Source organism: Aureimonas sp. ME7 (assembly GCF_903970965.1).
GTDB lineage: Bacteria > Pseudomonadota > Alphaproteobacteria > Rhizobiales > Rhizobiaceae > Aureimonas.
On sequence record NZ_CAJCKW010000001.1, the window covers coordinates 395,480 to 419,952 of the forward strand.

A 24,473-nucleotide genomic window follows, 5' to 3' on the forward strand; every position below is an offset into this window, starting at 1 on the left:
GCTGCGTAAGACAATTTAACGCAGGCGCTTGTTACCAAGGCTGGTTCGAATCGGGAGGCCGGCCCCAACATGCGCGAAGTCACGACCCAGTTTTCCAGCGCCGGCTTCAGTCGCCGTGTGGTCGTGCCGATGTCGGGCATGATCGTCGCCACGGTTCTCCTAATGCTGGCCTTCGCCCTGGTCAGCGCCTCGCGGCAGAACCAGCTCTCGATCGAATCGTCCACCCAGCTCGCCGAAACGGCGCTTCGGGTGAAGAAGCGCGAGATCGCTCGCAATCTCAAGGACTACGCCGTCTGGGAGGATGCCTACGCCAACCTCCACGAGCATCTCGACACGGTATGGGCCGCGACCGATGGAAACGTCGGCGCCAATATCTTCTCCGGCCTCGGCTACGAGATGGCCTTCGTCCTCTCGCCCGAGCGCCGAACCGTCTATGCGGTCATCGAGGGCGAGCCGCAGGAGGAGGCGGATGCCTTCGCGCTGATTCCCGACGGCATGCGCGAGTTGATCGAGCGTGGCGCGGCCGAGCCCGAGCCGGTGGTCGGGCTTCTTCAGTCCAGCCAGGGCGTGCTTCTGGTGGCGGCCACCGCGATCGTGCAGCCCTCGATGGACCGCTCGGACACGCTTCCCAAGGACCGCTCCGTCCTTTCCTTCGTCAAGAAGCTCGACGCGCCGTTCCTGTCGCGTATCGGCAGCGAATATCTCCTCAAGGACCTGCGCACCATCGCGTCGGGAGACCAAAGCCTCGGTGCGGCGGTCGCGATGCGCGATCCCGACGGGCGAGAGCTCGGCCAAGTGACCTGGACGCCGGAAACGCCGGGCTACAGTCTCCTGCGCTTCCTGCTTCCGCCGATGGCCGGGTCGCTGATCATCTTCGGCGTGTTTTCCTTTCTGGTGCTGCGCCAGGTGCGCCGCTCCACCACCGACCTCGAAGTCTCCTCTCGCACCATCGAGGCCTATGCCCAGACCCTGAAGGAAAGCGAGGCGCGCTTCCGCGACGTCGCCGAGGCGTCCTCGGACTGGATCTGGGAATGCGACGGGGGGATGCGGCTCGTCTACTTCTCCTCGCGCTTCACCGACGTCACCGGCCTGTCGGACGCGAGCGCGCTCGGGCGCACGCTGGAGCAGTTCTTCGTGATCGAGCGCGCCGAGGCGGGATGGCAGACGCGCGCCGATGCGCTCCATTCGGCGACGCCCTTCCGCGACCTGCGCTGCCGCTATCACGACGCGGCCGGCACCATGCGTGTTTGCCGTCTGGCGGCCCGGCCGATGTTCGACGCCGAGGGCGCCTTCTGCGGCTATCGCGGCACGGCGACCGACATCACACGCGAGGTCGAGGCGCAGGCTCGTGCCACCCATCTCGCCCTTCACGACGCGCTCACGGGCCTTCCCAACCGCACGCTCTTCCATGAGCGCCTGGATGCGGCCCTCCAGAGCAACAAGGAGGAGAAGAGCCGGCTCGCCGTCCTCTGTCTCGATCTCGACCACTTCAAGGAAGTGAACGACACGCTCGGCCATTCGGCCGGCGATATCCTTCTCCAGGAGGTCAGCGAGCGCCTGCGCAGCTGCATCCTTCCCTCCGACACGGTGGCGCGCCTCGGCGGCGACGAGTTCGCCATCGTCCAGAACGGCGTGCACCAGCCGCTGGACGCGAGCGTTCTCAGCCGGCGCATCATCGAAAGCCTCAACGCCCCGTATTTCGTGGAAGGCAACGAGCTGCATGTCGGCGTCAGCGTCGGCATCGCGGTGGCCGGCAACGAGGACGACACGCCGACGACGCTTCTGAAGAACGCCGACATCGCGCTCTACCGCGCCAAGCAGGCGGGTCGCGGCACGATGCGCCTGTTCGAGCCCCGCATGGATCTGGAACTCCAGGCCCGCAAGGCGCTGGAATACGACCTGCGCCAGGCGCTTTCGCGCGACCAGCTCGAGCTGCACTACCAGCCGCTGATCGAGCTCGACGGCGAGCGCATCGCCGGCGTCGAGGCGCTGGTGCGCTGGCGCCACCCCGAGCACGGGCTCGTGCCGCCCAACGCCTTCATTCCGCTGGCCGAGGACACGGGGCTGATCATCCCGATCGGCGAATGGGTGCTGCGAACGGCCTGCGAGCAGGCACGCGAATGGTCGGACCTGCGCGTGGCGGTGAACCTGTCGCCGGTGCAGTTCAAGCACCGCGAGCTCGTGGATACCGTGCGTCAGGTCCTCGTCGATACCGGCCTCGAGCCGCAACGGCTGGAGCTCGAGATCACCGAAAGCGTCCTCCTGCACGACGCCGAGGCGGCGCGCGAGATCCTCAACGGGCTGAAGGAGCTGGGGGTCCACATCGTGATGGACGATTTCGGCACCGGCTATTCCTCGCTCGGCTACCTCAATTCCTTCCCCTTCGACAAGATCAAGATCGACAAGTCCTTCATCTCCGACCTGACGGTCGAGAAGTCGAACGCCATCGTGCGCTCCGTGATCGGGCTCGGCCAGAGCCTCAACATGATCACGACGGCCGAAGGGGTGGAAACCGCCGAGCAGGCCGCCTTCCTCCTGCAGGAGGGCTGCGAGCAGGTCCAGGGCTACCACTTCGGCCGACCCATTCCCGCGGCCGACATGAACCGGCTGATCGACGGCTGGAACGAACGGGACGGCGTCACCAACGCCGCCTGAACCAACAACAAAATTCATTCAACATACGAGGTTCCACCATGTCGGCACTCCGGGCCCTGGACGACGCGCGTCCGTCCCTCACCGTCACCGATCAACTGGCCAGGGTGGAAGCCGCCGGCCCTGCCTTCGCGCGGAGCCGGACGCTCGGTGCGCCGCTGCCCGCGTTCGCGAGCGTCGATCAGGTCGTCGCCGACCTCCAGCCGTCCGAGCCGGTCTTCTGCATGATTCCGAGCGAGCTGAGAAAGGCCGCCGAAGGCTTCAAGGGCCTGCCGGCGCGCGCCCTATACGCAGTGAAGTGCAACCCGCATCCCTTCGTGCTCGACACGCTCTATCAGGCCGGAATCCGCGACTTCGACGTGGCCTCGCTGGAGGAGGTCCGCCTGATCGACGCCCTGTTCGGCAAGGCTGCCGGCCAGTTCTTCAACAATCCGGTGAAGACGCGCGAGGCCATCCGCGTGGCGAGCCGCGATTTCGCCATGCGCTTCTACACGGTGGACTGCGAGGCCGAGGTCGAAAAGATCCTGGAGGAAGCGGGGCCGGGCGGCGATCTCATCATCGCGGTGCGTCTCGCCACGCCCTCGCGCGAGGCGCGCTACGCCTTGTCCACCAAGTTCGGCGCCCCGCCCGCGGAGGCGGCCGAGCTTCTGCGCCTCATCGACCGGCGCGGCGTGAAGACCGGCATCTCGTTCCATGTCGGCTCGCAGTGCCTGTCGCCCGACGCCTTCGGCGCCGCGCTGGAGCTGGCCGGCAAGGTGGCGAAGAAGTCCGGCGTGCCGCTCAGCGTCCTGAATGTCGGCGGTGGCTTTCCCGCGCCCTATCCCGGCGACGATCCGGCGCCGCTCCAGCGCTACATCGCCGAGATCATCCACGGCCGGGGGCGGCTCGGCCTGCGGTCGGGCTGCATGCTGATGTGCGAGCCGGGACGCAGCCTCGTCGCCACCGGCGGCAGCGTCGTCGCCCAGGTCGTGGTGCGCCGGGGGCAGACGATCTTCCTCAACGACGGCGTCTTCGGCTCGCTTCAGGAACTCGGCCACCCGAAGGAGAACCGCCCGGTGCGCATCGTGCGCCCCGACGGGCCGCCGGCCTCCGCCCGCACCGCCGCCTTCAAGGTGTTCGGGCCGACCTGCGATTCCAACGACGTGCTCGGCGCGCCCTTCCACCTGCCGGACGACGTTCGCGAGGGCGACTGGCTGGAGATCGGGATGATGGGAGCCTACAGCCTGTCGATGCGCACGCGCTTCAACGGTTTCCATCTCGACCAGATCGTGCGGATCGGCGACTGAGCCATGCCCGATCGAGGGACCCATCCCGTGCGACCCCCGTCCCGGACGCCCCGGCTTCTTCCCTCGATCCTCGGCGTCGCCGGCATCGTGCTTTGGGCATCGGAAACGGTGCTCATCACCTTCACCACCGAGATCCCGCCGCTCGAGACGGTGGGGCTCGCCTTCGTGTTCGCGGCCCTCCTGTCGCCGCTCGTCTGGTGGATCACCGGCGACGATCCGCGCGCGGCCTTCCGCCAGCCGCCCCGGGTCTGGATCGTCACCGTCGGCTCGCTCGTCGCCTATCATGCCTGCATCTACTACGCGACGCAGAAGGCGCCGCCGGCCGCGGCTGCCCTTCTCCAGGGGACGACGCCGCTGATCATCGTTCTCGGCTCGGCGCTTCTGCCGGGCGAGCGGCTGAGGTGGTGGCACCTGATCGGCGCCGGGCTTGGCTTCGCCGGCATCCTCCTCCTGATCGACGGGGGCGGCGAGGCGGCTTCGCAATTCGCAGATGCCGGGTTCTATCTTGCGGTGATCGGCGTTTCGGCCGCGCTTTGGGGCGGCTACTCCATCCTGTCGCGCTCCTTCGGCGACGTGCCGAGCTCGGCGCTCGGCGTGTTCTATGCGGCGTCCGCCGTCCTGTCGCTGGGGCTCCACGTCTCGTTGGAGGAATGGGTGGCCCCCAGCGCCGCCGACTGGTGGGCGATCGCGCTTCTCGGCACTCTGCCGATGGGGCTGGCGCTCTATTTCTGGGACTACGGCGTCAAGCGCGGCGATATCCAGGCGCTCGGCGCGATCTCCTATGTCGAGCCCTTCATCGGCGCCGCGCTGGTGGCGATGGTCGGTCAGGGCGAACTGTCGTGGACGCTGGCGCTGGCGGGCCTCCTCGTTGTGGCGGGCGGCGTCGTCGGCAGCTGCGGCCTGTTCGAGCGCGCGCCCGCGGCCGCCCTCGCATCGCCCGTTCTGACGCCGGGGGGCCGAGAGGAGATCGAGGCCGAGCTTCTGGCCGTCAGCCTTCGGCTGATCGAACTCTCGGCGGCGGGCGCGAGATGCCCGGAAACCGACCGGCTCGTCGCCCGGACGCTGATCGCCTGGCGCGTTCTGGACGCCGAGGCGGTTCAGCGCAATTTCGAGACGGCGTCTTAAGCCGCCACCGCCTCGAACCAGGCGACGTCGAGCAGAAACGAGCCGTCCGCCTCAATGGCGAAATGCTCGCGGACCGCGCCCGACGCCGCGTCCTGAAGGGCGCGCACGGCGCTCGCCATGGCAGGCGGTGTTCCGATGCGAGCCGTCCAAGAGGCGAACTCCATGGGCAAGCGCCAGCTGCGCATCGTCTCGACCCGAAACCCGGCCTCCTCCAGCGCGCTCACCCATTCGCCGGGGCGATAGTCGCGCCCGTGCGAGGGGTCGCGCAGCAGTTCGACCGCCTGGAGATGGGTGTCGAGCGCGGCGGCCGGCGGGGCGACGGCGTCGACGAACACGGCCCTGGCGCCGGCCTTCGCCACGCGGCGCGCCTCGCTCAAACCTTGGGACAGCGAAGCCCAGTGGTGGGCGGAAAAGCGGCTGGCGACGAGATCGAAGCTCCCGGCCTCGAAGGGCAGGCGCTCGGCGGCCGTCACCCGGCCGGTGACGTTCGACAAGCCGCGCCGACGCGCTTCCGCCTCCACCGCCGCGATCATGTCGGGCGACAGATCGCAGGCCACCACCTCGCCCGCGCCCGCCGCGAGCGCATAGGCGACGTGCCCGCCGCCCGTTCCCAGATCCAGCGCGCGGGCCGGGCGGGAGGCGAGGCTCAAGGCGCGCAGGGCTTCCAGATCGGCACCGCCCGCATGGACGGCGCTGGCGACATAGGCACCGGCCTGGGGGCTGAACTGGGCGACGGCGAGATCGTGCTGGCTGCGGCTCATCCTGTTGATCCTTCTTAGGCCGCGGGGGCCGGCGCCGCCTCGCGCGGGCGCTTGGCGTCGAAGGCAGCGGCGATCAGGCTCCGTGTATAGTCTTCTCGCGGGGCGGAAAAGATCGCCTCCGTCGGTCCTTCCTCGACGAGGCGACCGTCCTTCATGACGAGGATATGGTCGGAGATCGCGCGGATCACGCCGAGATCGTGGCTGATGAAGACATAGGACAGCCCGTGCTCGCGCTGCAGGCGGCGCAGAAGTTCGACGATCTGCACCTGCACCGAGCGGTCGAGCGCGGAGGTCGGCTCGTCGAGCACCACGACCTTGGGTTTTAGGATCACGGCGCGGGCGATGGCGATGCGCTGGCGCTGCCCGCCGGAAAACTCGTGCGGATAGCGGTTGCGGGCTGAGGGCGGCAGGCCGACCTCCTCCAGCGCCGCGCCCGCCCGGGCCGAGCGCTCGGCAACTGATAAGCCGGGCTCGTGGACGAGAAGCCCTTCGGTGACGATCTCCCCGACGGTGAGGCGCGGACTCAAGGAGCCGAACGGATCCTGGAACATCAGCTGGAGCTCGCGCCTGAGCGGGCGCATTCGCCGCCGATCGGCCCGGGATATGTCCTTCCCTTCGAAGCGATAGGTGCCCTCGCTCGGCAGGAGGCGCAAGATCGCGCGCCCGAGCGTCGACTTGCCCGATCCCGATTCGCCGACGACGCCGATCGTCTGGCCGCTGCGAAGGGTGAGCGACACGTCGTTCACCGCGCGGAATTTGTCGCCCCCCTTGGCGAACAGGCCGCGCGTGCCGCGCAGGTCGTAGTCGACGACGACGTGCGCGGCTTGGAGAACCGTGGGCGCATCCGCGGGCGGGGGTGCCTTGCCGCCTTCCGGCTCGGCGGCCAGAAGCATCTTCGTGTAGTCGTGGCGCGGGGCTGAGAAGATCGCCTCGCTCGAACCTTCCTCGACGATCTCGCCGCGCCGCATGACGACGACGCGGCCGGCGAAATGGCGCACCACGCCGAGATCGTGGGTGATCAGCAGGATCGCCATGCCGAGCCGGCGTTGGAGATCGGCCAGAAGCTTGAGGATCTGCGCCTGGACGGTGACGTCGAGCGCCGTCGTCGGCTCGTCGGCGATCAGGAGCTCGGGATCGTTGGCGAGCGCCATCGCGATCATCACGCGCTGGCGCTGGCCGCCGGATAGCTCATGCGGGAAGGACGCGATGCGCCGTTCCGGCTCGGGGATGCCCACGAGGCGAAGAAGCTCCAGGACGCGGGCGCGAACGGCCTGCCCCCGCAAGGGCGAATGGTATCGGATCACCTCGCCGATTTGCTTGCCCACGGGATAAAGCGGGTCGAGCGAGGTCATCGGCTCCTGGAAGATCATCGAGATGCGCGAGCCGCGATAGCGGTTGAGGCGCGCGGGCGAGAGGCCGAGGATCTCCTCACCGCGATAGCGCGCCGAGCCGGACGCGCGTCCATTGGAGGCCAGAAGCCCCATGACGGCCATCATGGTCTGGCTCTTGCCCGACCCCGATTCGCCGACGACCGCCAGCGTTTCGCCCGGCCGGACGTCGAAGGACACGCCCTTCACCGCCTCCAGCGTGCCGTCCTCCGTGTCGAAGGCGACGCGCAGGTCGGAAAGGGAGAGAACCGTATCGGCCGGCATCAGCGGTCCCTTGGGTCGAAGGCGTCGCGCAAGCCGTCGCCGATGAAGTTCAGGGCGAACAGGGTCACGCAGAAGAGGATGGCGGGAAAGACGAGGAGCCAGGGCGCCGCCTGGATCGTCTGCGCCCCGTCGGAGATCAGGGCGCCCCAGCTCGTCAACGGCGCCTGGACGCCAAGGCCGAGGAAGGAAAGGAAGCTTTCGAGGAGGATGACCTTCGGCACCACGATCGTGACGAACACCACCACCGGCCCGACCGTGTTGGGTACGACGTGGCGGCGCACGATCTGCCCGTCCGACAAGCCCATGGCTTCCGCCGCCGCCACGAACTCGCGCCGCTTGATGGACAGCGTCTGCCCGCGCACGATGCGCGCCATGTCGAGCCATTCCACGAGGCCGATGGCGACGAAGATCAGGACGAAGGAGCGCCCGAAGAAGGCGACCAGCATGATGACGAGAAAGACGAAGGGCAGGGAGTAGAGGATCTCGATGAGGCGCATCATCAGGTTGTCGACCCGCCCCCCGACATAGCCCGACACCGCCCCGTAGACGACGCCGATGACGAGCGACACGAGGCTGGCGAGGATGCCGATGACGAGCGAGATCTGGCCGCCCACCATGGTGCGCACCATGAGGTCGCGCCCGTTCCGGTCGGTGCCGAAGGGGAAATACTGCTGCGACACGCCGCCGGCGACGACGACCTCGCGACCGTCCTCGCGCGTCTCCGCGATCCGGCTGGCGCCCGTCAGCTCGTTCACCCGGTCGAAATAGCGAAGGACGCGCGGATCGATCGGCTCGTCGTTTCGGATCGTCGCCCGGAACTCGCCGTTTTCGATCTCGAAGGCGGCGAGCTCGACGCGCGCGCGCCGCGCCACGCCCTCGACGACGCCTTCCAGGCTTTCCGTGCGCGGCCACGGCTGGAGGGAAGGCGGCACCGCGACATAGGACGGGAACACCTCGTCGTAGCGGTGGTTCGACAGGTGCGGACCGACGAACGAGAACAGGGACACGAGCACAAGGACCAAGAGCCCCGTCATCGCCGCCCGGTTGCGACGAAGGCGCAGGAGCGCCAGCTGGAACAGGGAGCGTCCGCGCGCTTCGGCTGTCGTTTCCGGCAGGTCGCCGGGCAGCGGGCCGGGATCGGGCGTCGTGGAAGCCAGATCAGTCATGGCGGATCCTCGGGTCGAGCAGGGCGTAGACGAGGTCGACGAGAAGGTTGAAGCCGATGATGAAGACCGAGATCAGCACCACCGTTCCCATCACCAGCGTGTAGTCGCGGTTGAGCGCCCCTTCCACGAAGTAGCGGCCGACGCCGGGAATGGTGAAGATCGTCTCGACCACCGTGGAGCCGGTCAGAAGCGCCGCGCAGCAGGGCGCGAGATAGGTGACGGCCGGCAGCATGGCGCCGCGCATGGCGTGGGTGACGACCACCGAGCGCCAAGGCAGGCCGTAGGCTTTGGCCGTGCGCACATGGTCGGTGCGCATCGCCTCGATCATCGAGCCGCGCGTCAAACGCGCGAAGACGGCGAGCTGCGGCAGGCCGAGCGCGATCACCGGCAGAAGGAGGTTGCGAAAGCCGCCCCCGCCCCAGCCGCCGGCCGGAAGCAGCGAGAAGATGATCGCGAAGACGAGCGTCAGCACCGGACCGACCACGAAGTTCGGCACGGTGATGCCGATCGTCGCCACCCCCATCACGAGATAGTCGACCCAGCCGTTCTGGCGCAGCGCCGCGACGACCCCGGCCACCGTGCCGCCGACCACGGCGAACAAAAGCGCCCAGAGGCCGAGCGTCACCGAATAGGGCAGGGCCTGGAGGATCAGCTCGGCCACCGAATAGTCGCGGTAGATGAAGCTCGGGCCGAAGTCGCCGCGCAGCGCGTTGGCGACATAGGTCCCGTACTGGACGAGAAGCGGCTGGTCGAGCTGGTAGGTGGCCATCAGGTTGGCCATGGTCTGCGGCGGCAGGGGGCGCTCGAGGTTGAACGGGCCGCCGGGCGCGAGACGGATCAGGAAGAACGAGATGCTGACGACGATGAACACCGTCGGCACCGCGCTCAAGAGGCGGTTCAGGACGAAGCGGAGCATGGGGATCTCTCGGGAAGGGTGGGCGACCGTCAGGCCGCCCATGGGTTGCGCCGGATCAGCGGGCGACCGAGAGATATTTCGACAGGTGCTCGTCGGCGGCGTTGTCGGCCCAGCCGGACACCTTGTCCGACACCAGCCAGAGCGAGGCCGAGTTGAGGAGCGGGGCGAGCGGCTGTTCCTTGAGGAGCAGCGTCTCGGCCTCGTGCAGGATGGCGGCGCGCCGCGCCGGGTCCTGCTCCCCGTAGGACGAGGCCATCAGCTTGTCGTAGTCCGGGTTGGACCATTTGGGATAGTTGAACGTACCGTTGCCCGTCGTGGTCAGCGACAGGAAGTTCTCGGCGTCGGCGTAGTCGGCGACCCAGCCCGCGCGCGCCACGTTGAAGGCGCCCCCTTCCTGCAGATAGGCGTAGTGCGAGGCGATGTCGGAGTTCGACAGCGTCACCTTCGCCCCGAACTGGGTGGTCCACATGTTGGCGATGGCGGTCGCGATGCGCTCGTGGTCGGTGTTGGTGTTGTAGCGGATCGAGATTTCGAGCGGCTTGCCCCCCTTGCCGTAGCCGGCCGCCTCCATCAGGCTCAGCGCCTCGTCCTCGCGGTCGAGCTGGTCCTTGTCGGCGAAGTCGGGCTTGGACGGCTCGCCGTAGCCCTCCAGGCCCGGCGGCACCAGCGAGAGGGCAGGCAGCCGCGCGCCGTTGAAGATCTCCTCCGACAGGAAGTCACGGTCGATCGCCATCGAAAGCGCGCGGCGCACGTCGGCGTTGTCGAAGGGCGGGGTGCGGGTGTCGAAGGCGTAGTATTCGGTCGACAGGCGAGGCGTGACGCGAACCTCGTCCTTGAACTCGCCGCGCAGGAAGTCGAGCTGGTCGGCCGCGAAGTTGAGGACGACATCCAATTCGCCCGCCTGGAACCGCCGCTGCGAGGCGGCCACGTCGTCGATCGGATAGAAGATCACCTTCTCCAGCTTGACGTTGCCGGCGTCCCAGTAGTTCTCGTTCCGGGACAGGGTGATGTGGTCGTTGGCGACCTGCTCGGTCAGCTTGAACGCGCCGTTCGACACCATCACGCCGGGCCGCACGAAGTTGGCCCCTTGCGCCTCGACGGTGGCCTTGTGCACGGGAAGCGCGGTCTGGTGCGCCAGAAGCTCGAGGAAGAACGGCGTCGAGCGCTCTAGGGTGATTTCCAGCGTCTTGGCGTCCACGGCGCGCGCGCCGAGCTCCTCGACGGGCTTCTCGCCCTTGTTGACGGCCTCCGCGTTGCGGATGGGATACAGGACGTTGGCGTAGCCGGCCGCGGTTTCGGGCGTCTCCAAGCGGCGCAGCGAGTAGACGAAGTCCTCCGCCGTCACCGGATCGCCGTTGGACCATTGGGCGTCGGCGCGCAGCTTGAACGTGTAGATGGTGCCATCATCCGACACCTGCCAGCTTTCGGCCGCGCCCGGCGCGATCTTGCCGTCGGCGGTGTAGATCGTCAGCCCCTCGTAGAGATCCTTGAGAACGAAGGCCTCCACATTGGTCGAGGTGCGGGCCTGATCGAGCGATTCGGGCTCGCCGCCATTGGCGCGGTGCAGCGTCTGCGCGAGGGCGGGGCCGGCCAGCATCGTGGTGGCGAGAAGGGCGGCGGCGGCAAGGGCAGACAAGGACCGTCGGTTCATCAGGCGTCGTCTCCGATCGTTGGATGCCGGGAGCCTTCGGGTGATCCCGGCTCGACCGGACATGCGGAAGGGGCGATCCAAGCACGACCTTCCGTTGACGCGCAAGTAAGGGGAGCAAACGATCCCTGGCTTTCGACGCGGGCGGCGCGTCGGGCCCAGCGCAAGAGTCGATTGTCGGAAAGGCGATCGGAAACGGGTCTGTAATCGGTTTGCGGTAGAGTGAGGCCGCAATGGACCGGTGACACATGCCCCACCTCATGCATCTCGTTCGCTGGCTTTGTCTTGAGGGGGAAGACCCCGCTCTTCTTTGCGCCCAGCACCGGGAGCTGCGGCGGCAAGTGCCGCTTCTCTACGCTCTCCTGAGCGTCAACGCGCTGGCCCTTTCCTACACGCACTTCGCCTTCGCCCCCCGGTGGATGACCGTCCTGGTGCCCGGCGCGCTCGTCACCGTCAGCATCGTGCGCATGGCGGCATGGCTGCGCCCGGCCGCCGCCGACGTTCCGCCCGAGCGCATCGTGCGCAAGCTCCGCATCACCACGGTTCTCGCCGTGGTGCTGGCGCTCCTCTACGTCATCTGGGCCCTGCGCATGAGCGCATACGGCCACTCGGACGAGCGGGCGCACGTCGCGATCTTCATCGCCATCACGGTAATCGGCTGCATCTTCTGCCTGATGCATCTGCCCCAGGCGGCGCTCAGCATCGCCACCATCGTCACGGTCGCCTATCTCAGCCACTATCTCCTGTCGGAAAGCGCCGTCTACGGGGCGATCGCCTTCAACATCTTTCTCGTCACCCTCGTGGTCGCGCGGGTTCTCCTCAACAGCTTCGCGGCCTTCTTCGATCTCGTGCGCTCGCGCGCCGAACTGGATCGCCTGCATCGGCAGATGACGATCCTGGCGCATACCGATGCCCTGACCGGTCTTCCCAACCGGCATGCCTTCTTCGCCGAATTGACGCGGATGGGACAGGAGCGGAGCGCGGGGGGCGGCGACCTCTCGCTCGGGATGATCGATCTCGACCGCTTCAAGGCGGCCAACGACACGTTCGGCCACCTCGTCGGAGACCGCCTTCTGGAGGCGGTCGGGCAGCGTCTGCAGGCGATCAGCCCCGCGCCCGGCATGATCGCGCGTCTCGGAGGCGACGAGTTCGCCGTTCTCGTGCCGGTGCCTGCGTCGCGGGCCATGGCGATCGCCGAGGACCTGTGCGTCCGATTGTCGGAGCCCTACCGGATCGGCGATCTCGTCATCACCATCGGCGCCTCCTGCGGGGTGGCGACTGCCGAGGACGGTGAGGGCACTCACTCGCTGCTCTACGAGCGGGCGGACTACGCCCTTTACTACAGCAAGGAATCAAGGCGCGGCCTCGCGACGCTCTACTCGCCGCAGCTGGAAAGCAGCCGGCTATCCGAGCAGGCCATCGAGGCCGCGCTCCAGTCCTGCGACGTGGAGCGGGAAATGGCCATCCATCTCCAGCCGATCTTCGACGTCGCGAGCGGGCGCATCCTGTCGGTGGAGGCTTTGGCGCGCTGGACCCACCCCCTCCTCGGTCCGGTGCGCCCGGACGTGTTCATTCCGCTCGCCGAGCGCTGCGGCATCACCCATCACCTGACCACCAGGCTTTTCGCCAAGGCGCTCGGCCACGCCGCCCGCCTCCCGGGCGATATCCGCATGTCGTTCAACCTGTCGGCGCACGATATCGTCTCGCACGAGACCATCCTCGCCCTCGCCCATGCGATCGGCATGTCGGGCCTTGCCCCGTCGCGCATCGTCTTCGAGCTGACTGAAACGGCCGTGGTCCGCGATTTCGCGCTGGCCCGCGAATCGCTCCACCTTCTCCATACGCTCGGCGTGCGCATCGCGCTCGACGACTTCGGCACGGGCCAGTCGAATCTCGGGCATCTCAACGAACTGCCGATCGACGAGCTGAAGATCGACCGCAGCTTCGTGTCGGGACCCAAGGCGGACGGGCGCCGGCACCTGCTCGCGGCCGTGGTCGCGCTCGGCCAGTCGCTCCGGCTGCGGTGCATCGCCGAAGGGGTGGAGGAGGCGGACCAGCTGGCGCATCTCAAGGAGATCGGCTGCGACGCCTTCCAGGGTTACCACGGCGCCAAGCCGATGCCGATCGACGAACTTCTCCGGCTGATTTCCGGCCGGGAGACCGAAGGCGACGGACGGCGGGCGATGCGTTCGTGATCCGGTGACGGATGCCTATTGCGGCGGGGCGGGGACGCTCGGCTGCTGCGGAGCCTGGAACAGGTTAAGCGACTGGCGGATGTTGGCGCCCGCCGAGTTCGGCACGTAGAGAAGGTCGCCCTTCTGCACGGGAAAGCTCTGCATGGCGAACAAGGAAGCCGGCTGCTTCATGTCCACCCGGTAGATCACCGGTACCGAGCCGCCCGACGTGTCGGAGGGGGGCAGGATGCCGAGGCTGCGGGCGACGGACGAAGGCTCCGAGCGCAGGAGATAGACCCGGCTGGCGTTGGCCCGGTCGTTCAGGAGGCCGCCGGAGCGCGCGACCGCCTGGGCAAGCGTCAGCTCGCCCGGCTGGAAGTTGAACTCGCCGGGGCTCGCGAAGGCGCCGAACGAGGTGAAGCTCGTGGCGTCGCGGCCGAGAAAGATCTGGTCGCCGGGCTGGACGTAGATGTTCTCGCTCTGGTCGACAAGCAGGCGGTCCATCGGGGCGGAGGCACGATCGCCGCCCCGGATCACGGTGACCTCGGTTTCGCCGGACGGCGAGGCCGGTCCGCCGGCCATGGCGATGGCGTCGAGAACGCGCTCGCCCTGCGTCGTCAGGTTGAAACGGCCGGCCTGCCTGACGCCGCCGTTCACGGTGAAGCCGCTGCCGCCCGTTTCCGAGACGAAGACCGTGGCTTCCGGCGAGATCGAGGAGCCCTTGAGACCGCCCGCGATACGGTTGCGCAGGGCCGAGGGCGTCGAACCCGCCGCACGCAGGCGCCCGGCATAGGGCAGGTCGACATATCCCGCCTCGTCGATCTTGAAGGAGCCGAGATCGAGCGAGGAGGACGAGGCGGTGGACAGAAGCCCGTCCTCGCCCGTGTCGAAGATGCGGACCGTCACCGTGTCGCCCGGGCGAAGCGTGCCGCCGTTGAATTTGGGCCCTGCGAGCCGCGCCAGACCGCCTTGCCCGCCGCGCGGGGCGCTCGGCATGTTGTAGGCGGTGAGATCGACGATCGGCGCCTGCCCGGTGGAGGCGATCCGCACCGAATTCTCCAGCGCGTTGGCGCTCGGTCCCGCGCCCGGCGAGGCGCAGCCGGCAAGCGATGCCGAAAGAAGAAGGAGCGCGGCTGCGGTGCGATGGGGACGGCGGTGCGGGAAGTGGGCGCGCAGCATCGAAAGCCTTCTCGGAACATGGCCGGAGCCGATGGCAGACCCCGCGTCGATTCGGCTCGGTGTCCGACCTTCTATGCGGCAGACAGAGGGTGTCCACCAGCGATCATAGGGCACCCTGCCGATCTGTGGCTGGGCCCACATATCTTTTCCCTCAGGTTGTGTCATCGGTGCCGCAATCGCCCAGAAAACCATCGATTTCACATGCGCTCCGCAATCCGTTGGCCGGTTCGGGCGAGGTCAGCGCCGCAACGAGCGCGCTGAGGGCAAAGGAGGGTGTGGAACAGGCGACGCCAAGAAGCCGACCCAGCGACCAGAGATCGTCGGCGGGGCCGGCGAGGGCATCCGGCTCTTGCCTTCCGGGACCGGCGAACCGAGGCGTTTGCGCCCGTTCTACGTCCTCGCGGCGCCAAGGCGCGCCGATCGGGCGCGCGAGACCGAAGTCGAACAGCACCGCGGCTTCGGGCTTGCCGCCGGGCAGGAAGACGTTGCCGGGCTTGACGTCGCCATGGACGATCCCGGCCGTGTGAACGGCCGCGAGCGCTTCGCCGAGGCGCCGTGCGAGCGCGAGGGCTGCCTCGGCGTCGAGTGGTCCTTGGTCGAGGATCGCCTGAAGCGTCGGGGCTTCCACGTGGTCGGTGAGAAGCGCCGGCCGTCCGTCGGGAAGGCGCAGGAGCGCGCGAAAGGCGAGGCAGGCGGGATGAGCGACGCGCCCCTGATGGGCGGCTTCGTCGAGGATCAGCCGGCGAAGCAGGGGATCGCTCGCCCGATCACCGCAAGGGGTCTTCAGGGCGTGGAGCGTGCCGGCGTCGCGCTGGCGCAGGAGATGGACCTCGAAAAGGGGGCCTTCGTGAAGCAGGCACTCGCGGGCGTAGCCTCCCGCGACGATCTCGGCCCCGGCTGCCGGTTCGGCGCCCCGGTCCAGGGCGTCGCGCACGGCATCGAGGGCGATGCGCCGATCGCTCGGCTCGGGGATCGCTCCCAGTGCCCCGCGCAGGTCGGCAAGGCGCGCCGCGACCTCGGCGAAGCCGGAGATCACGGAACGGCCGCCACGATCACCGAAACGTTGTCGCGCACCCCTGCGACCAAGGCGTCGTCGACGAGGGCGCGCGCGGCGTCGTCGGGCGAACTGCCGAGAAGACGGGCGGCGATATCGCGCTCGCTCAAGCTGCGCGTCAGGGACGCGGTGGCGAGAAGGAACACGTCGCCCGTCTCGAAGGGGCCGCCCGCGACGTCGCAGGCGAACTGCGCCGCCCCGCCGAGCGAGCGCGTCAGCCGCCGGTCGAGTCCGATGCCGAGATGGTCGCGTGTCAGGCAGCGCATCATCCCCGCGCGCAGGAGATAGCAGCGCAGGTCCCCGGCCCAGACCACCGAGAACCCGTCAGGGGCCAGAAGGAGGGCCAGAACGCCGATGCCGCCTGCCGGCAGCGTGCTCGCTCCCTCGCGGCGCAGCAGCGTGTTGGCGTTGCCGAGCTCGCCCTTGGCTTCGGCCGTCAGGTCGGCGATGCGCGGGAAGGGGGCGATGCGCGCGAGCCGCTCGATCGCGAGGCGGGCGGGGGCGGGCGAGCCGGTGAGCGAGCCCTGGCCGCCCGCGATGGCGAGGAGGTGGCCGGGCTCGGAAACCAGCACGGCGTCGGCGTTCACCCGGAGCCGCGTGCCGGGATGGCTGCGGGAGGCGGCGAGAAATTGCGGGTGCCGGCTCGTAGGCCTTGGAACGGGTGACAGGACGGCGGCCGGTTCCCGCTCGCCGTTTCGCTCGCGCGCGGGCGTCGGGGCGTCGATGAAGTGGCCGAACTCTTCGGGCGCCGGAAAACCGTTCGCCGCGAAACGTCGGGGCGAAACGCCCTGCCCGTCGGTCCACCAGAACGAGCGCTCCCCTTCGCGCGGATGGGCGGGCTCGGCACCGTCCGCCGCGACGGAAGCCGGATCGGGACGCAGAGCCTGGGCCGCACGTTCGAGACCGTCCAGCGGCAGGGCGGCGCCGCGTGCGCCGAGCGCCAGCGCCTCGGCAGCCTCGAACCAGCGGCGCTGGCGGGCCAGAAAGCGCACGGGACCCCGATGATCGGCCACCCGCATGCCGAGAAACAGGGGAAATGGACGCCCGACCCGGTCCTGGCTCGGCACCATGACGCCGATCGCCGGCTCGCCGCCGGCCAGATCCGCCCCCAGCGCGAAGCGCCAGGGCGGCATGGCGAGAAACGAGCGCTTCCACGCCTCGCCCCGCTCGCGCCGCACCTGCGCCAGCGCGCGCTGCGCCCATCGATCGAGCCCGTCGCGCAGTGCGCGGTCGAAACGGCTGGCGACGAAGTCGCCCTGGCTCGGCACCTTGCCGAAGAAGCCGGTGCCGCCTTCGCCCATGCGCCCGGCCACGCCCTAGAACCCCGCCGGGCAGCGGAAGCCGGACAAGGCATCGGTCGCGAACGGGTTGAGGATCGAGCCGACCTGCACGTCGAACTCGGCCGACTTGCCGCTGACGGTGAACCGGGCACGGAACCGGTCGTCCGAAAGCGTTTCGCGATCGGCCGCATCGAACAGGCGCATGGCCGACCAAGGGCCGGTGCGCGTCAGGGCGTTCTGCCAGCCCCCCGGCTGCATCACGACGCGCGACTGCGCCGCCCCTTCCGCTTCCGGCCAGGTCAGGCTGCGCGACTGGATCGGCCCGTGGAAATAGGCGACCCGGCCCGCCCCGATCTCAAGGATCACCGCGGAGGCGTCCTGGCTGAGGGACACCGGCGTGACGTTGATGCTGACGCTCGGCCGCGCGCCGTTGGTGAAGAAGGCTTCGCGGATGCCGCGCGCGGCGGCGAACTGCCCGAGCGCCTCGCTTTCGCGCCCCTCCGCCCCGAACGTGCCGCGCCAGCGCCAGGGCGTGGCGGAGGTGTCGACGAAGGGGGCGAGGCGGTCGCGGAAGAAGGTCTCGAAGACGCCCTCCGGGCCGAAGACGCGGGCGAAGTCGTCGAGCGCCACCTCGCTGGAAGCGGAGCGCTCGAACGGATAGCGCCCGGCGATCGCTTCTTCGCAAAGACGCGCTCCGCCCGCTTGCCATTCGCTCTGCAACTGGGCGCGCGCGGTGGTGACCGCCAGCGAGTCGACATTGGCCGCCAGCCCGCCGACCCAGGCGTCGAGCGGGGCGGGCAGGCGGCGCGCTTCGGCCACCAGCGCCTGGTTGGCCTCGTTGAGCTGGCCCTTGGTGTCGAAGATCGCGGCGACCTCGGCCGATGAGGAGGCGGCGCGCGACAACTGCTCGTAGAGCGTTGCGATCAGCGGCTGGATCGCGGAAACGACGGTCGGCGGCTCGCTGCCCTCCGCCGGTGCCGGGGCGCCGGGGACGGGCTCATCGAGCGCCTGGCGCAGCGGGGCGAACGGATCGGGCGCCGAGCCCGGATCCACGCCGAAGCCCGACAGGTCGGCACCGTCCGGCGGGGCGAGCCGTGCGGCCTCGGCCAGCGAACGGGCAAGGCTGGCAAGCGGCGGGGGCTGGCTGGCCAGGATGCGCGCGACCTCGGTCATCCCCGGCAGGTCGGCGCCCGCGCGGACATGGAGGTCGGCCGACAGGGCCCGCCACTTCGCTTCGAACTCGGCATGGTAGAGCGCCAGGATCTCGCGCGCGGCCGCCGCCGGGTTGGTGCCCGCCGGATTGGCGCGCCCGCGCACCCATTCCTCGTCCACGGCCTCGGCGGCCGCGCCGGCGACGCCCGGCAGGACGATCTGCCCGTAGCCGCCGCGCGTGAAAAGGCCCTCCACCCCCTCGCGCAGCGAAGCGCCTGACGTGCGCTCGAAGGCGGCTTCCCCGTTGGAGCCGACGGCCGAGGCCGGTGTCCAGGGGGCGAGGTTCGCCGCCTCCGCACGCCCCTTGAGGATGTCGTAGCCGCGTTCGGCGATCGACTGGTCGACGATCCTGGCGCGCGCACGATCCACCAGGGCGCGATCGATGGCGATGGCGGCGATGGGGCGGGCGATGAGGGCATCGAGATGGGCGCCGAGCCGCTCGCGCGATTCGCGCATGCCTTCGCCCGGATGCGCCTTGGCGAAGATCCGCCGGCCTTCCGTCGAAACCACGGCGGGATCGAGCGCGCCGAGGCCCCCCAGCATGGCATAAAGTTTCAGCGCGTCGAAGGTTTCGCGTTGGCTGGCGTCCTCGCGCCCGAGCTCGTTCTGGAGATGAACGAGGAGGCGCGGCAGGAGGAGCGCGTTCAGCGCCCGCCCGTAGGCGAGGCGATGGGAGCCTTGCGTCTTGTCCCGCTGGTCGAGACCGAAGCCGAAGCCGAGCGGGGAAGCGTCGGCGAAGCGCGCGTTGGCCCCGGCCAGCGCGTCCAGCGCCGGCAGGACGGACAGGAAGTCGGCATCCGACACGTTGCGCGTCGGGATGCCGGCGCTCAAGGTCTTGAAGCGTTCCGTCTCGGCGGCGGCGTAGGCGATGGCGGATCGGTTGTGCAGATAGGCCGCGATCCAGCCCGTCAGAACGAAGGCGACGAGAACGCCCGCAAGCCCCAGCGCCACCCGCCGCACGAGAAGGGCGCGGCGCGACAGGCGCTTGTCGCGGGTGACGAGCGCGGCCTCGGCGAAGATGACCTCGTGGAAGAGGCGCGACAGGAAGTAGGAGCGGCGCATCGAGCGGGGGCTGCGCGCCGCGCTCGTTGCCGCTTCCGGCGCCTCGTCCTGCGTGCCCGAAGCGAGATAGATGCCGCGAACCAAGGGAGCCGCGACGAGGCGCGAATGCGAGGTGAGTTCGGTGAGAACCTCGTGCACCGGCTCGCGCAGCCGCGAGACCTCGGCGGGAAGCTGGAAGATGCGCCCGCGCTGGTCGATGTCGGGCTCCTGCTGGAGGCGTTCGAGAAGCAAGGCGTCGATGCGCTCGCGCAGGAGATCGAACTCGGCGAGGAACCGGTCGGGCAGCTCGCGCGGCTCCTGGCTCAAGGCCAGCTCGAAGGTCGTGCCCCAGACCTGGTCCCGCTCGGTGCGCGCCAGACCATCGAAGAAGGGCACGAAGCCTTCCAGAAGGTCGGCCTTGGTCAGCACCAGATAGACCGGCACGCGTGCCTTCAGAATGTCGTCCATTTCCGACAGGCGCTGGCGGATGGCGCGCACCTCCTCCAGCCGCAGCGCCGGGTCGCGGTGCAGAAGGTCGGGGATCGACAGGGTGACGAGGACGCCGTTCACCGGCTGCGAGCGGCGATGGCGGCGCAGGAGCTGGAGAAAGCCGGTCCAGCCCGCCTTGTCGACGCCGGAAAAGTCTCCTTGCGTCGTGTAGCGCCCCGCCGTGTCGATGACGATGGCTTCTTCCGCGAACCACCAATCGCAGTGGCGCGTGCCGCCGACGCCGCCGATCGGCTCGCCCCCGGTTCCCGTTCCCAGCGGGAACTTGAGGCCGGAATGGATCAGCCCCGTGGTCTTGCCCGAGCCCGGCGCGCCCATCATCACGTACCAGGGCAACTCGTAGATATAGCCGAAGCGCCGGCCCGCGACCTTGCGCAGGGTCGCCATGGCCTCGCGCAGGCGGGTGCGCAGGGCGTCCACCTCGGCGCGCTGGTCGGCGCCCGGATCGCCGGCCCCGTCCTCGGCGATCGCGTCGATCATCGCCTTGTCGGCGCGCTTGCCCCTGATATAGGCGACTGCGATGTAGACGACCCAGGCCGCGAACACGGCGCCGATGAGGTAGAGGCGGTGGAGCGCGGGCTCCAGCGGGCGGAAGGTGCCCGAGCCCATCATCGGCCCGTAGAACCAGACCACCACCGCGATCGCGACGACCCAGATCAGCGACAGGAAGCGCCGTCCGACGATTCCGGCATAGGAATCGACATAGGCGCGGATCGTGTAGAAAAGATTCAACGGGTTCATGGGCGCGGCTCCCCGCCGGTATTGGCCTGGGACCCAGGGGCTTGTGACCCGTCGGCACTGGCTGCGCCCACCACCAAGATCTCGGTGCGCCGGTTGGCCTCGCGGCCCGCGTCCGTGGCGTTGTCGGCGACCGGTTCGGTGTCGGCGCGCCCCTCGGCGGTCACGGCGCCCGGGCCGGCATATTCGGACAGGATGGCGCCCACCGCCTTGGCGCGCGCTTCCGACAGATGCCAGTTGGAGGGGTACTGCACGGTGTTGATCGGCGTGTTGTCGGTGTGGCCGATGACGACGGCGCGGAAGTTTTCGGCGGCCACCGCCGTGCCGATGCGAACCAGAAGATCGCGCAGGCCCGGCTCGACATCGGCGCTGCCGACCGCGAAGAGGCCGGCATTGCGGATGCGCACGAGAACGGAATCACCGTCGCGCGTCAGCGTGACGAGACCCTGTTGCACCTCGGGCTGGAGGAACTCGGCAAAGCCCGCAAGTGCATCGGGGCGCGGCGGGGGCACGTCCGTCGGCGGCGGGACGATCGGGGGGCTGACGTCGGCCTGCGCGACATCAGTCGTCGGCGGGGCGGGAGCGTTGACGATCGACGGCACGGCGTCGGGCACGGCGCCGGCATAGGCCTGGAGCGTCGCGTCGGAATTGCGGTTCAGCGCCAGAAGAAACAGGACGTAGCCGAGCGCGAAGAACAGGACGAGCGCGCCGAGCAGCGCCCAAAGGGCGGCGGCGTTGCGCAAGGGCTCGTGGCGTGCCGTCTCGCCGCGCCAATGGGGCGAAAGCTCGCGCTCGAAGTCGCCGAACTGGCCGCGCAGCGTGCGATACAACCCGTCGCGGATGCCGTTCAGCTCCAGGGCCCCGCGCGGGGACACGCGCGTCCTGCCCTCGAAGCCGAGCGACAGGCAGAGGTAGATCAGCAGGAGGACGTCCTTGTTGGCGCCCGGATTGCGATGGAAGTGGTCGAGAAGGTCGAACACCCGGTCGCCGCCCGTCACGTCCATGTGGAAGGTGGACACGAGGCCGGAGCGCGCCCAGCCGCTCTGGACGCCCCAGGGCCGGGCGAGGACGATGTCGTCGATCAGCGCGCAGGCGACGTAGTGCGCCGCGCGCGCGCGCTCGGGCGCGATGCGGGCACCGGCGAGATTGCGCTCGTATTCGCGCACGGTGGCGAGGCTAAGCTGGCGAAGCGCTTCCGGGTCGGGCTGGCTCTTCGTTTCGCGCACCGCGTTGGCGAGCGCCAGAACCGGGGCGGCGGCGCCCACCAGCGGGGGCAGTTCGTCGCCGAAGCGGAAATGCTCCACGACGCGGCGAAAGTCCGGCGCGGCCCCGCCCGCGTGCGCACCCTCGCGCGGGGCGGCCGGGCGCACGTCGTCGAAGACGTCGGCGAGGCCCGCCGCCAGCGCGGCGCGGCGCTGGCCCTCGGCGGTCGGCTCGATGATCGTGGGCTCGTCGGCGGCGGACCCTTCGGGCGACATGCGGCTCATTCCTTGAGGGCCCAGAGTTCAAGCTCGAGGCCTGGGAACTCGCCGGCAAGATGGAGGGCGATGGCGCCCGAGGTTTCCAGCTGCTTCCACATCGGCGCGGACGTATCGAGCTCGAAATAGACGGTGCCGGTGCGGTAGGGGAGCTGGCGCGGCAGGACGGGCAGCGGGCGCACCGGAATGCCCGGCAGCGCGACGTTGACGAGCTCGGCGATGCGCTCCACCGGCCCGACCTTGATCTGGTTGGGCAGCGTCCGGCGCAGCGTCTCGGCCGCCATGTCGGCGCGCACGGCCAGGACGAAGCCGGTGTTCTGGAGAAGCGTCCGGTCGTTGATGGTGCCGACGCGCACGCCGTAGCGCCGCTCGTCCAGCGGGATCGCGATCGCCGCCTGTTCGAGCACGGCCGAGAGCGAGGCGCGCAGATCGTCGAACACGGCGCCGAAGCTCGCCTGGAGATCCTGGTGGCGATAGGGCGGGAAGTCGGTGGCGCGCTTGGTCGGGGCGGTAAAGGTGGAAAGTTCGCCCGCCAGCGCCAGGCAGGCGCGATAGAAGTCTTCCGGGTGGATCTGCGCGGCGTTGGATGCCAGGTGCGCCAGGACGGGTTCGGCGCGATTCAGCGTCTGGAGAAGCAGGAAGTCGCCGACCTCCGCCGTGCCGCGCACCGTCGGGTCGCCGATGCGCTGCGCGATCGCCTCGGCGCGGTGCCGCACGATGCCCAGAAGCTCGGTCAGAAGCGACAGGATGCGCCCGCCCGCATGGCAGTTGAGCGCCGAGGGGATGAAGGCCTCGTCGAGCACCACGGATTGGTCGGTGCGCACCTCGACGATGCGGGCGAGCGCGATCAGTTCGTAGCCGCCGAGCTCCTCGCCTTCCACGAGGTGGCGCAGCCGCAGCCGGCCGACCTCGATCGGGGCCGACAGGTCGCTTCCCGCGTTGGCGTCGGGCGCCTCGAAGGCGCTGGCCACGAGCCGCACGGCGGCGGACGGTGCGCCGTCTTCGGGCGCGACGTCGGCGCGGCCGGGCCGGCGCATCGGCAGGGCGAGGTAGACGAGGGCGTTCTTGACGTCGGGAGACAGGGGAGCGGGCGGCGGCAGGTCGGCGTCGCCCGGCGCGTCGAAGGCGGTGCCGTCCGGCAGGATGCCGCTCGCCGCCGATAGCGCGAAGCGGCCGATGGCGAGCGCCTCGCGGTCGATCTCGAGGGCCGACAGGCCCCAGGGAAAGGGCGTCAGCTCGCGCGTCGCCGCCTGCACGAGCCGCTCGGTCCAGCGGTCGGCCTGCTGGAAATGCTGGACGCGAAGGAACATGCCCTCGCTCCAGGCGACGCGGTTGCCGTGCTTCATTCCATCTCCCCGTGTCGCGGACGATCCGCGCTGAGTTCCACGAATTCCGCGGTGGCCGGATCGGCCGGCTCGCGGTCCGGCGCGCCGAGGCGCCGGGCGAAGCGCTCGCGCGGGCTCGACGCTTCGGCGCCCTTGTAGAGTCTGCGATATTGCTCCAGGAGGGCGCGCTCGGCGCGGCCGGGAAGGGCGAGGCGCGAGGCGAGCGAACTGCCGCCCGCGCCCGGCTCGGCCACCCGAGCCTGGAGCGCGAGGCGATCGGGATCGAGCGCGTCGGTTTCGGTCACGAGCGCGCGCACGGCATCCAGCAGCGCACGTTCCAGCTCGGGCAGCTCGTCCAGGCGCCCGGCCCCCGGCTGCGCGACGTCGAACTCGTCGAGGAACTCGCACAGGAGCCGCGTGATCTGCGCCAAAGCGGCGCCTTGCGCCCGAAACGTCTCGCCAGCACCGGCGAGAGCGCGGATCGGGTCCGCCCCGTCTCCGAGTCCGGCCGGAAGGGCACCCTTGCCGGCCGCCCCGAAGAACGCGTCGAACGCCTCGGCCGCCGACGGCCCGTCGGGTGACGGGATCGGAGCGGCGCGCTCCGCTTCCTGTCCGGGCGGGCGGGGAATGCGCATGCGCGTCGAGGTGGCGACGCGGTGCTCGGCACGCGTGGCGGTTGCGGCCTCGGTGTCCCAGTCCTCGGGAAGGCGCGCGCCGCCGGTGATCTCCATGTCGATCGGCTCGCTCCAGCCGATCGCGGGGCGGCTGGCGCGAGGCGCCAGGCTTTCGGACGGACCTTGCGTGCCGGCAAGACCGGCCAGCCAGTCCTCCTCGCCGCCGCGCCCCGGCAGGACGCCGCTCGCGGTCGTGCCGCCCGGCGACACGTCCGACAGGATCGCGGTGATCGAGGGCGCGTCGTCCGACAGGGCGTAGCGCGCATCCGGGTCCTGCCAGTCGGGCTCGGCCTCGCCGGTGATCTCGACGGCGAAGCGCTGGCCGCAGAAGGCGATGAGCGAGCCGGCGCGAAGCCGCGCGGTCTGTCCCTGCGCCAGATCCTGCCGGTCGACGCTCATGCCGTTGGTGCTCTCGTCCGTCACCGTGAAGCCGGTGGCATCGCGCCGGAGGCGGCAGTGGATCTTGGACACGGTGCGGGCGGGGTCCGGCAGCACCCAGCCGCAGGACGGGTCGCGCCCGAGCGTCAGCTCGCCGCGCTCCAGGAGGCGCCAGCCCTTGTCGGTGTCCGGCATCGGCGTCTGCGCGACGAGGCGAAGGCGCATGG

The 24,473-nt window shown here is 69.7% G+C and carries 16 protein-coding genes; 4 read left to right on the top strand and 12 right to left on the bottom strand.

Annotated elements, in window-relative coordinates; all coding sequences use genetic code 11:
* The first annotated feature begins 69 nt into the window (after window positions 1-69).
* Genes H7A85_RS01800 through H7A85_RS01810 form a run of 3 tightly spaced genes read left to right on the top strand, consistent with a single transcriptional unit; the run spans window position 70 to window position 5,063 of the window.
* Window positions 70-2,655, top strand: coding sequence for an EAL domain-containing protein (locus H7A85_RS01800; protein WP_182084167.1), 2,586 nt, complete (start codon window positions 70-72; stop codon window positions 2,653-2,655).
* Between the two features lie 38 nt (window positions 2,656-2,693).
* A complete protein-coding gene (locus H7A85_RS01805) occupies window positions 2,694-3,938 on the top strand; it encodes a type III PLP-dependent enzyme (RefSeq protein WP_182084168.1) in 1,245 nt (414 codons plus the stop codon).
* Between the two features lie 27 nt (window positions 3,939-3,965).
* Window positions 3,966-5,063 (top strand): DMT family transporter, encoded by a 1,098-nt coding sequence (locus H7A85_RS01810; RefSeq protein ID WP_244630877.1) that lies wholly within the window; start codon window positions 3,966-3,968, stop codon window positions 5,061-5,063.
* On the opposite strand, the gene H7A85_RS01815 is transcribed toward H7A85_RS01810, so the two are convergent.
* From H7A85_RS01815 to H7A85_RS01835, 5 genes are read right to left on the bottom strand one after another with little or no spacing between them, the layout of a single operon-like run.
* Window positions 5,060-5,824 (bottom strand): class I SAM-dependent methyltransferase, encoded by a 765-nt coding sequence (locus H7A85_RS01815; protein WP_182084170.1) that lies wholly within the window; start codon window positions 5,822-5,824, stop codon window positions 5,060-5,062. The two genes, H7A85_RS01810 and H7A85_RS01815, sit on opposite strands and share 4 nt — an antisense overlap.
* A 14-nt stretch (window positions 5,825-5,838) precedes the next feature.
* Window positions 5,839-7,476, bottom strand: a complete 1,638-nt coding sequence (locus H7A85_RS01820) for an ABC transporter ATP-binding protein (RefSeq protein WP_182084171.1) — start codon at window positions 7,474-7,476, stop codon at window positions 5,839-5,841.
* Window positions 7,476-8,642 carry an ABC transporter permease subunit gene (locus H7A85_RS01825; protein ID WP_182084172.1) on the bottom strand — a complete coding sequence of 389 codons (1,167 nt, stop codon included), beginning with the start codon at window positions 8,640-8,642 and terminating at the stop codon, window positions 7,476-7,478. Before H7A85_RS01825 ends, H7A85_RS01820 begins: the two co-directional genes overlap by 1 nt.
* A complete protein-coding gene (oppB, locus tag H7A85_RS01830; protein WP_182084173.1) occupies window positions 8,635-9,558 on the bottom strand; it encodes an oligopeptide ABC transporter permease OppB in 924 nt (307 codons plus the stop codon). The genes H7A85_RS01825 and oppB overlap by 8 nt, the downstream gene beginning before the upstream one ends.
* A gap of 55 nt (window positions 9,559-9,613) precedes the next feature.
* Window positions 9,614-11,209, bottom strand: coding sequence for a peptide ABC transporter substrate-binding protein (locus H7A85_RS01835; protein WP_182084174.1), 1,596 nt, complete (start codon window positions 11,207-11,209; stop codon window positions 9,614-9,616).
* Window positions 11,210-11,454: 245 nt separating this feature from the next.
* Here H7A85_RS01835 and H7A85_RS01840 point away from each other — a divergent pair, with 245 nt between their 5' ends.
* Window positions 11,455-13,401, top strand: coding sequence for an EAL domain-containing protein (locus H7A85_RS01840; protein WP_182084175.1), 1,947 nt, complete (start codon window positions 11,455-11,457; stop codon window positions 13,399-13,401).
* 15 nt (window positions 13,402-13,416) lie between these two features.
* Here the strand turns inward: H7A85_RS01840 and H7A85_RS01845 are convergent, their stop codons facing one another.
* The 7 genes from H7A85_RS01845 to H7A85_RS01875 all read right to left on the bottom strand — a co-directional run bounded on the left by H7A85_RS01845 (window position 13,417) and on the right by H7A85_RS01875 (window position 24,471).
* Window positions 13,417-14,559 (bottom strand): polysaccharide biosynthesis/export family protein, encoded by a 1,143-nt coding sequence (locus tag H7A85_RS01845; RefSeq protein WP_182084176.1) that lies wholly within the window; start codon window positions 14,557-14,559, stop codon window positions 13,417-13,419.
* A gap of 151 nt (window positions 14,560-14,710) precedes the next feature.
* The gene (locus H7A85_RS01850) at window positions 14,711-15,595 is read right to left on the bottom strand and encodes a hypothetical protein (protein WP_182084177.1); all 885 of its coding nucleotides are present in this window, start codon (window positions 15,593-15,595) and stop codon (window positions 14,711-14,713) included.
* On the bottom strand, window positions 15,592-16,914 hold the full coding sequence (tagF, locus tag H7A85_RS01855) for a type VI secretion system-associated protein TagF (RefSeq protein ID WP_182084178.1): 1,323 nt from the start codon (window positions 16,912-16,914) through the stop codon (window positions 15,592-15,594). The genes H7A85_RS01850 and tagF overlap by 4 nt, the downstream gene beginning before the upstream one ends.
* 15 nt (window positions 16,915-16,929) lie before the next feature.
* The gene (gene tssM, locus H7A85_RS01860) at window positions 16,930-20,394 is read right to left on the bottom strand and encodes a type VI secretion system membrane subunit TssM (RefSeq protein ID WP_182084179.1); all 3,465 of its coding nucleotides are present in this window, start codon (window positions 20,392-20,394) and stop codon (window positions 16,930-16,932) included.
* On the bottom strand, window positions 20,391-21,869 hold the full coding sequence (gene tssL / locus H7A85_RS01865) for a type VI secretion system protein TssL, long form (RefSeq protein ID WP_182084180.1): 1,479 nt from the start codon (window positions 21,867-21,869) through the stop codon (window positions 20,391-20,393). The genes tssM and tssL overlap by 4 nt, the downstream gene beginning before the upstream one ends.
* 5 nt (window positions 21,870-21,874) lie before the next feature.
* Window positions 21,875-23,215, bottom strand: coding sequence for a type VI secretion system baseplate subunit TssK (gene tssK / locus H7A85_RS01870; RefSeq protein ID WP_182084181.1), 1,341 nt, complete (start codon window positions 23,213-23,215; stop codon window positions 21,875-21,877).
* Window positions 23,212-24,471, bottom strand: coding sequence for an FHA domain-containing protein (locus tag H7A85_RS01875; RefSeq protein WP_182084182.1), 1,260 nt, complete (start codon window positions 24,469-24,471; stop codon window positions 23,212-23,214). The genes tssK and H7A85_RS01875 overlap by 4 nt, the downstream gene beginning before the upstream one ends.
* Window positions 24,472-24,473 lie beyond the last annotated feature (2 nt).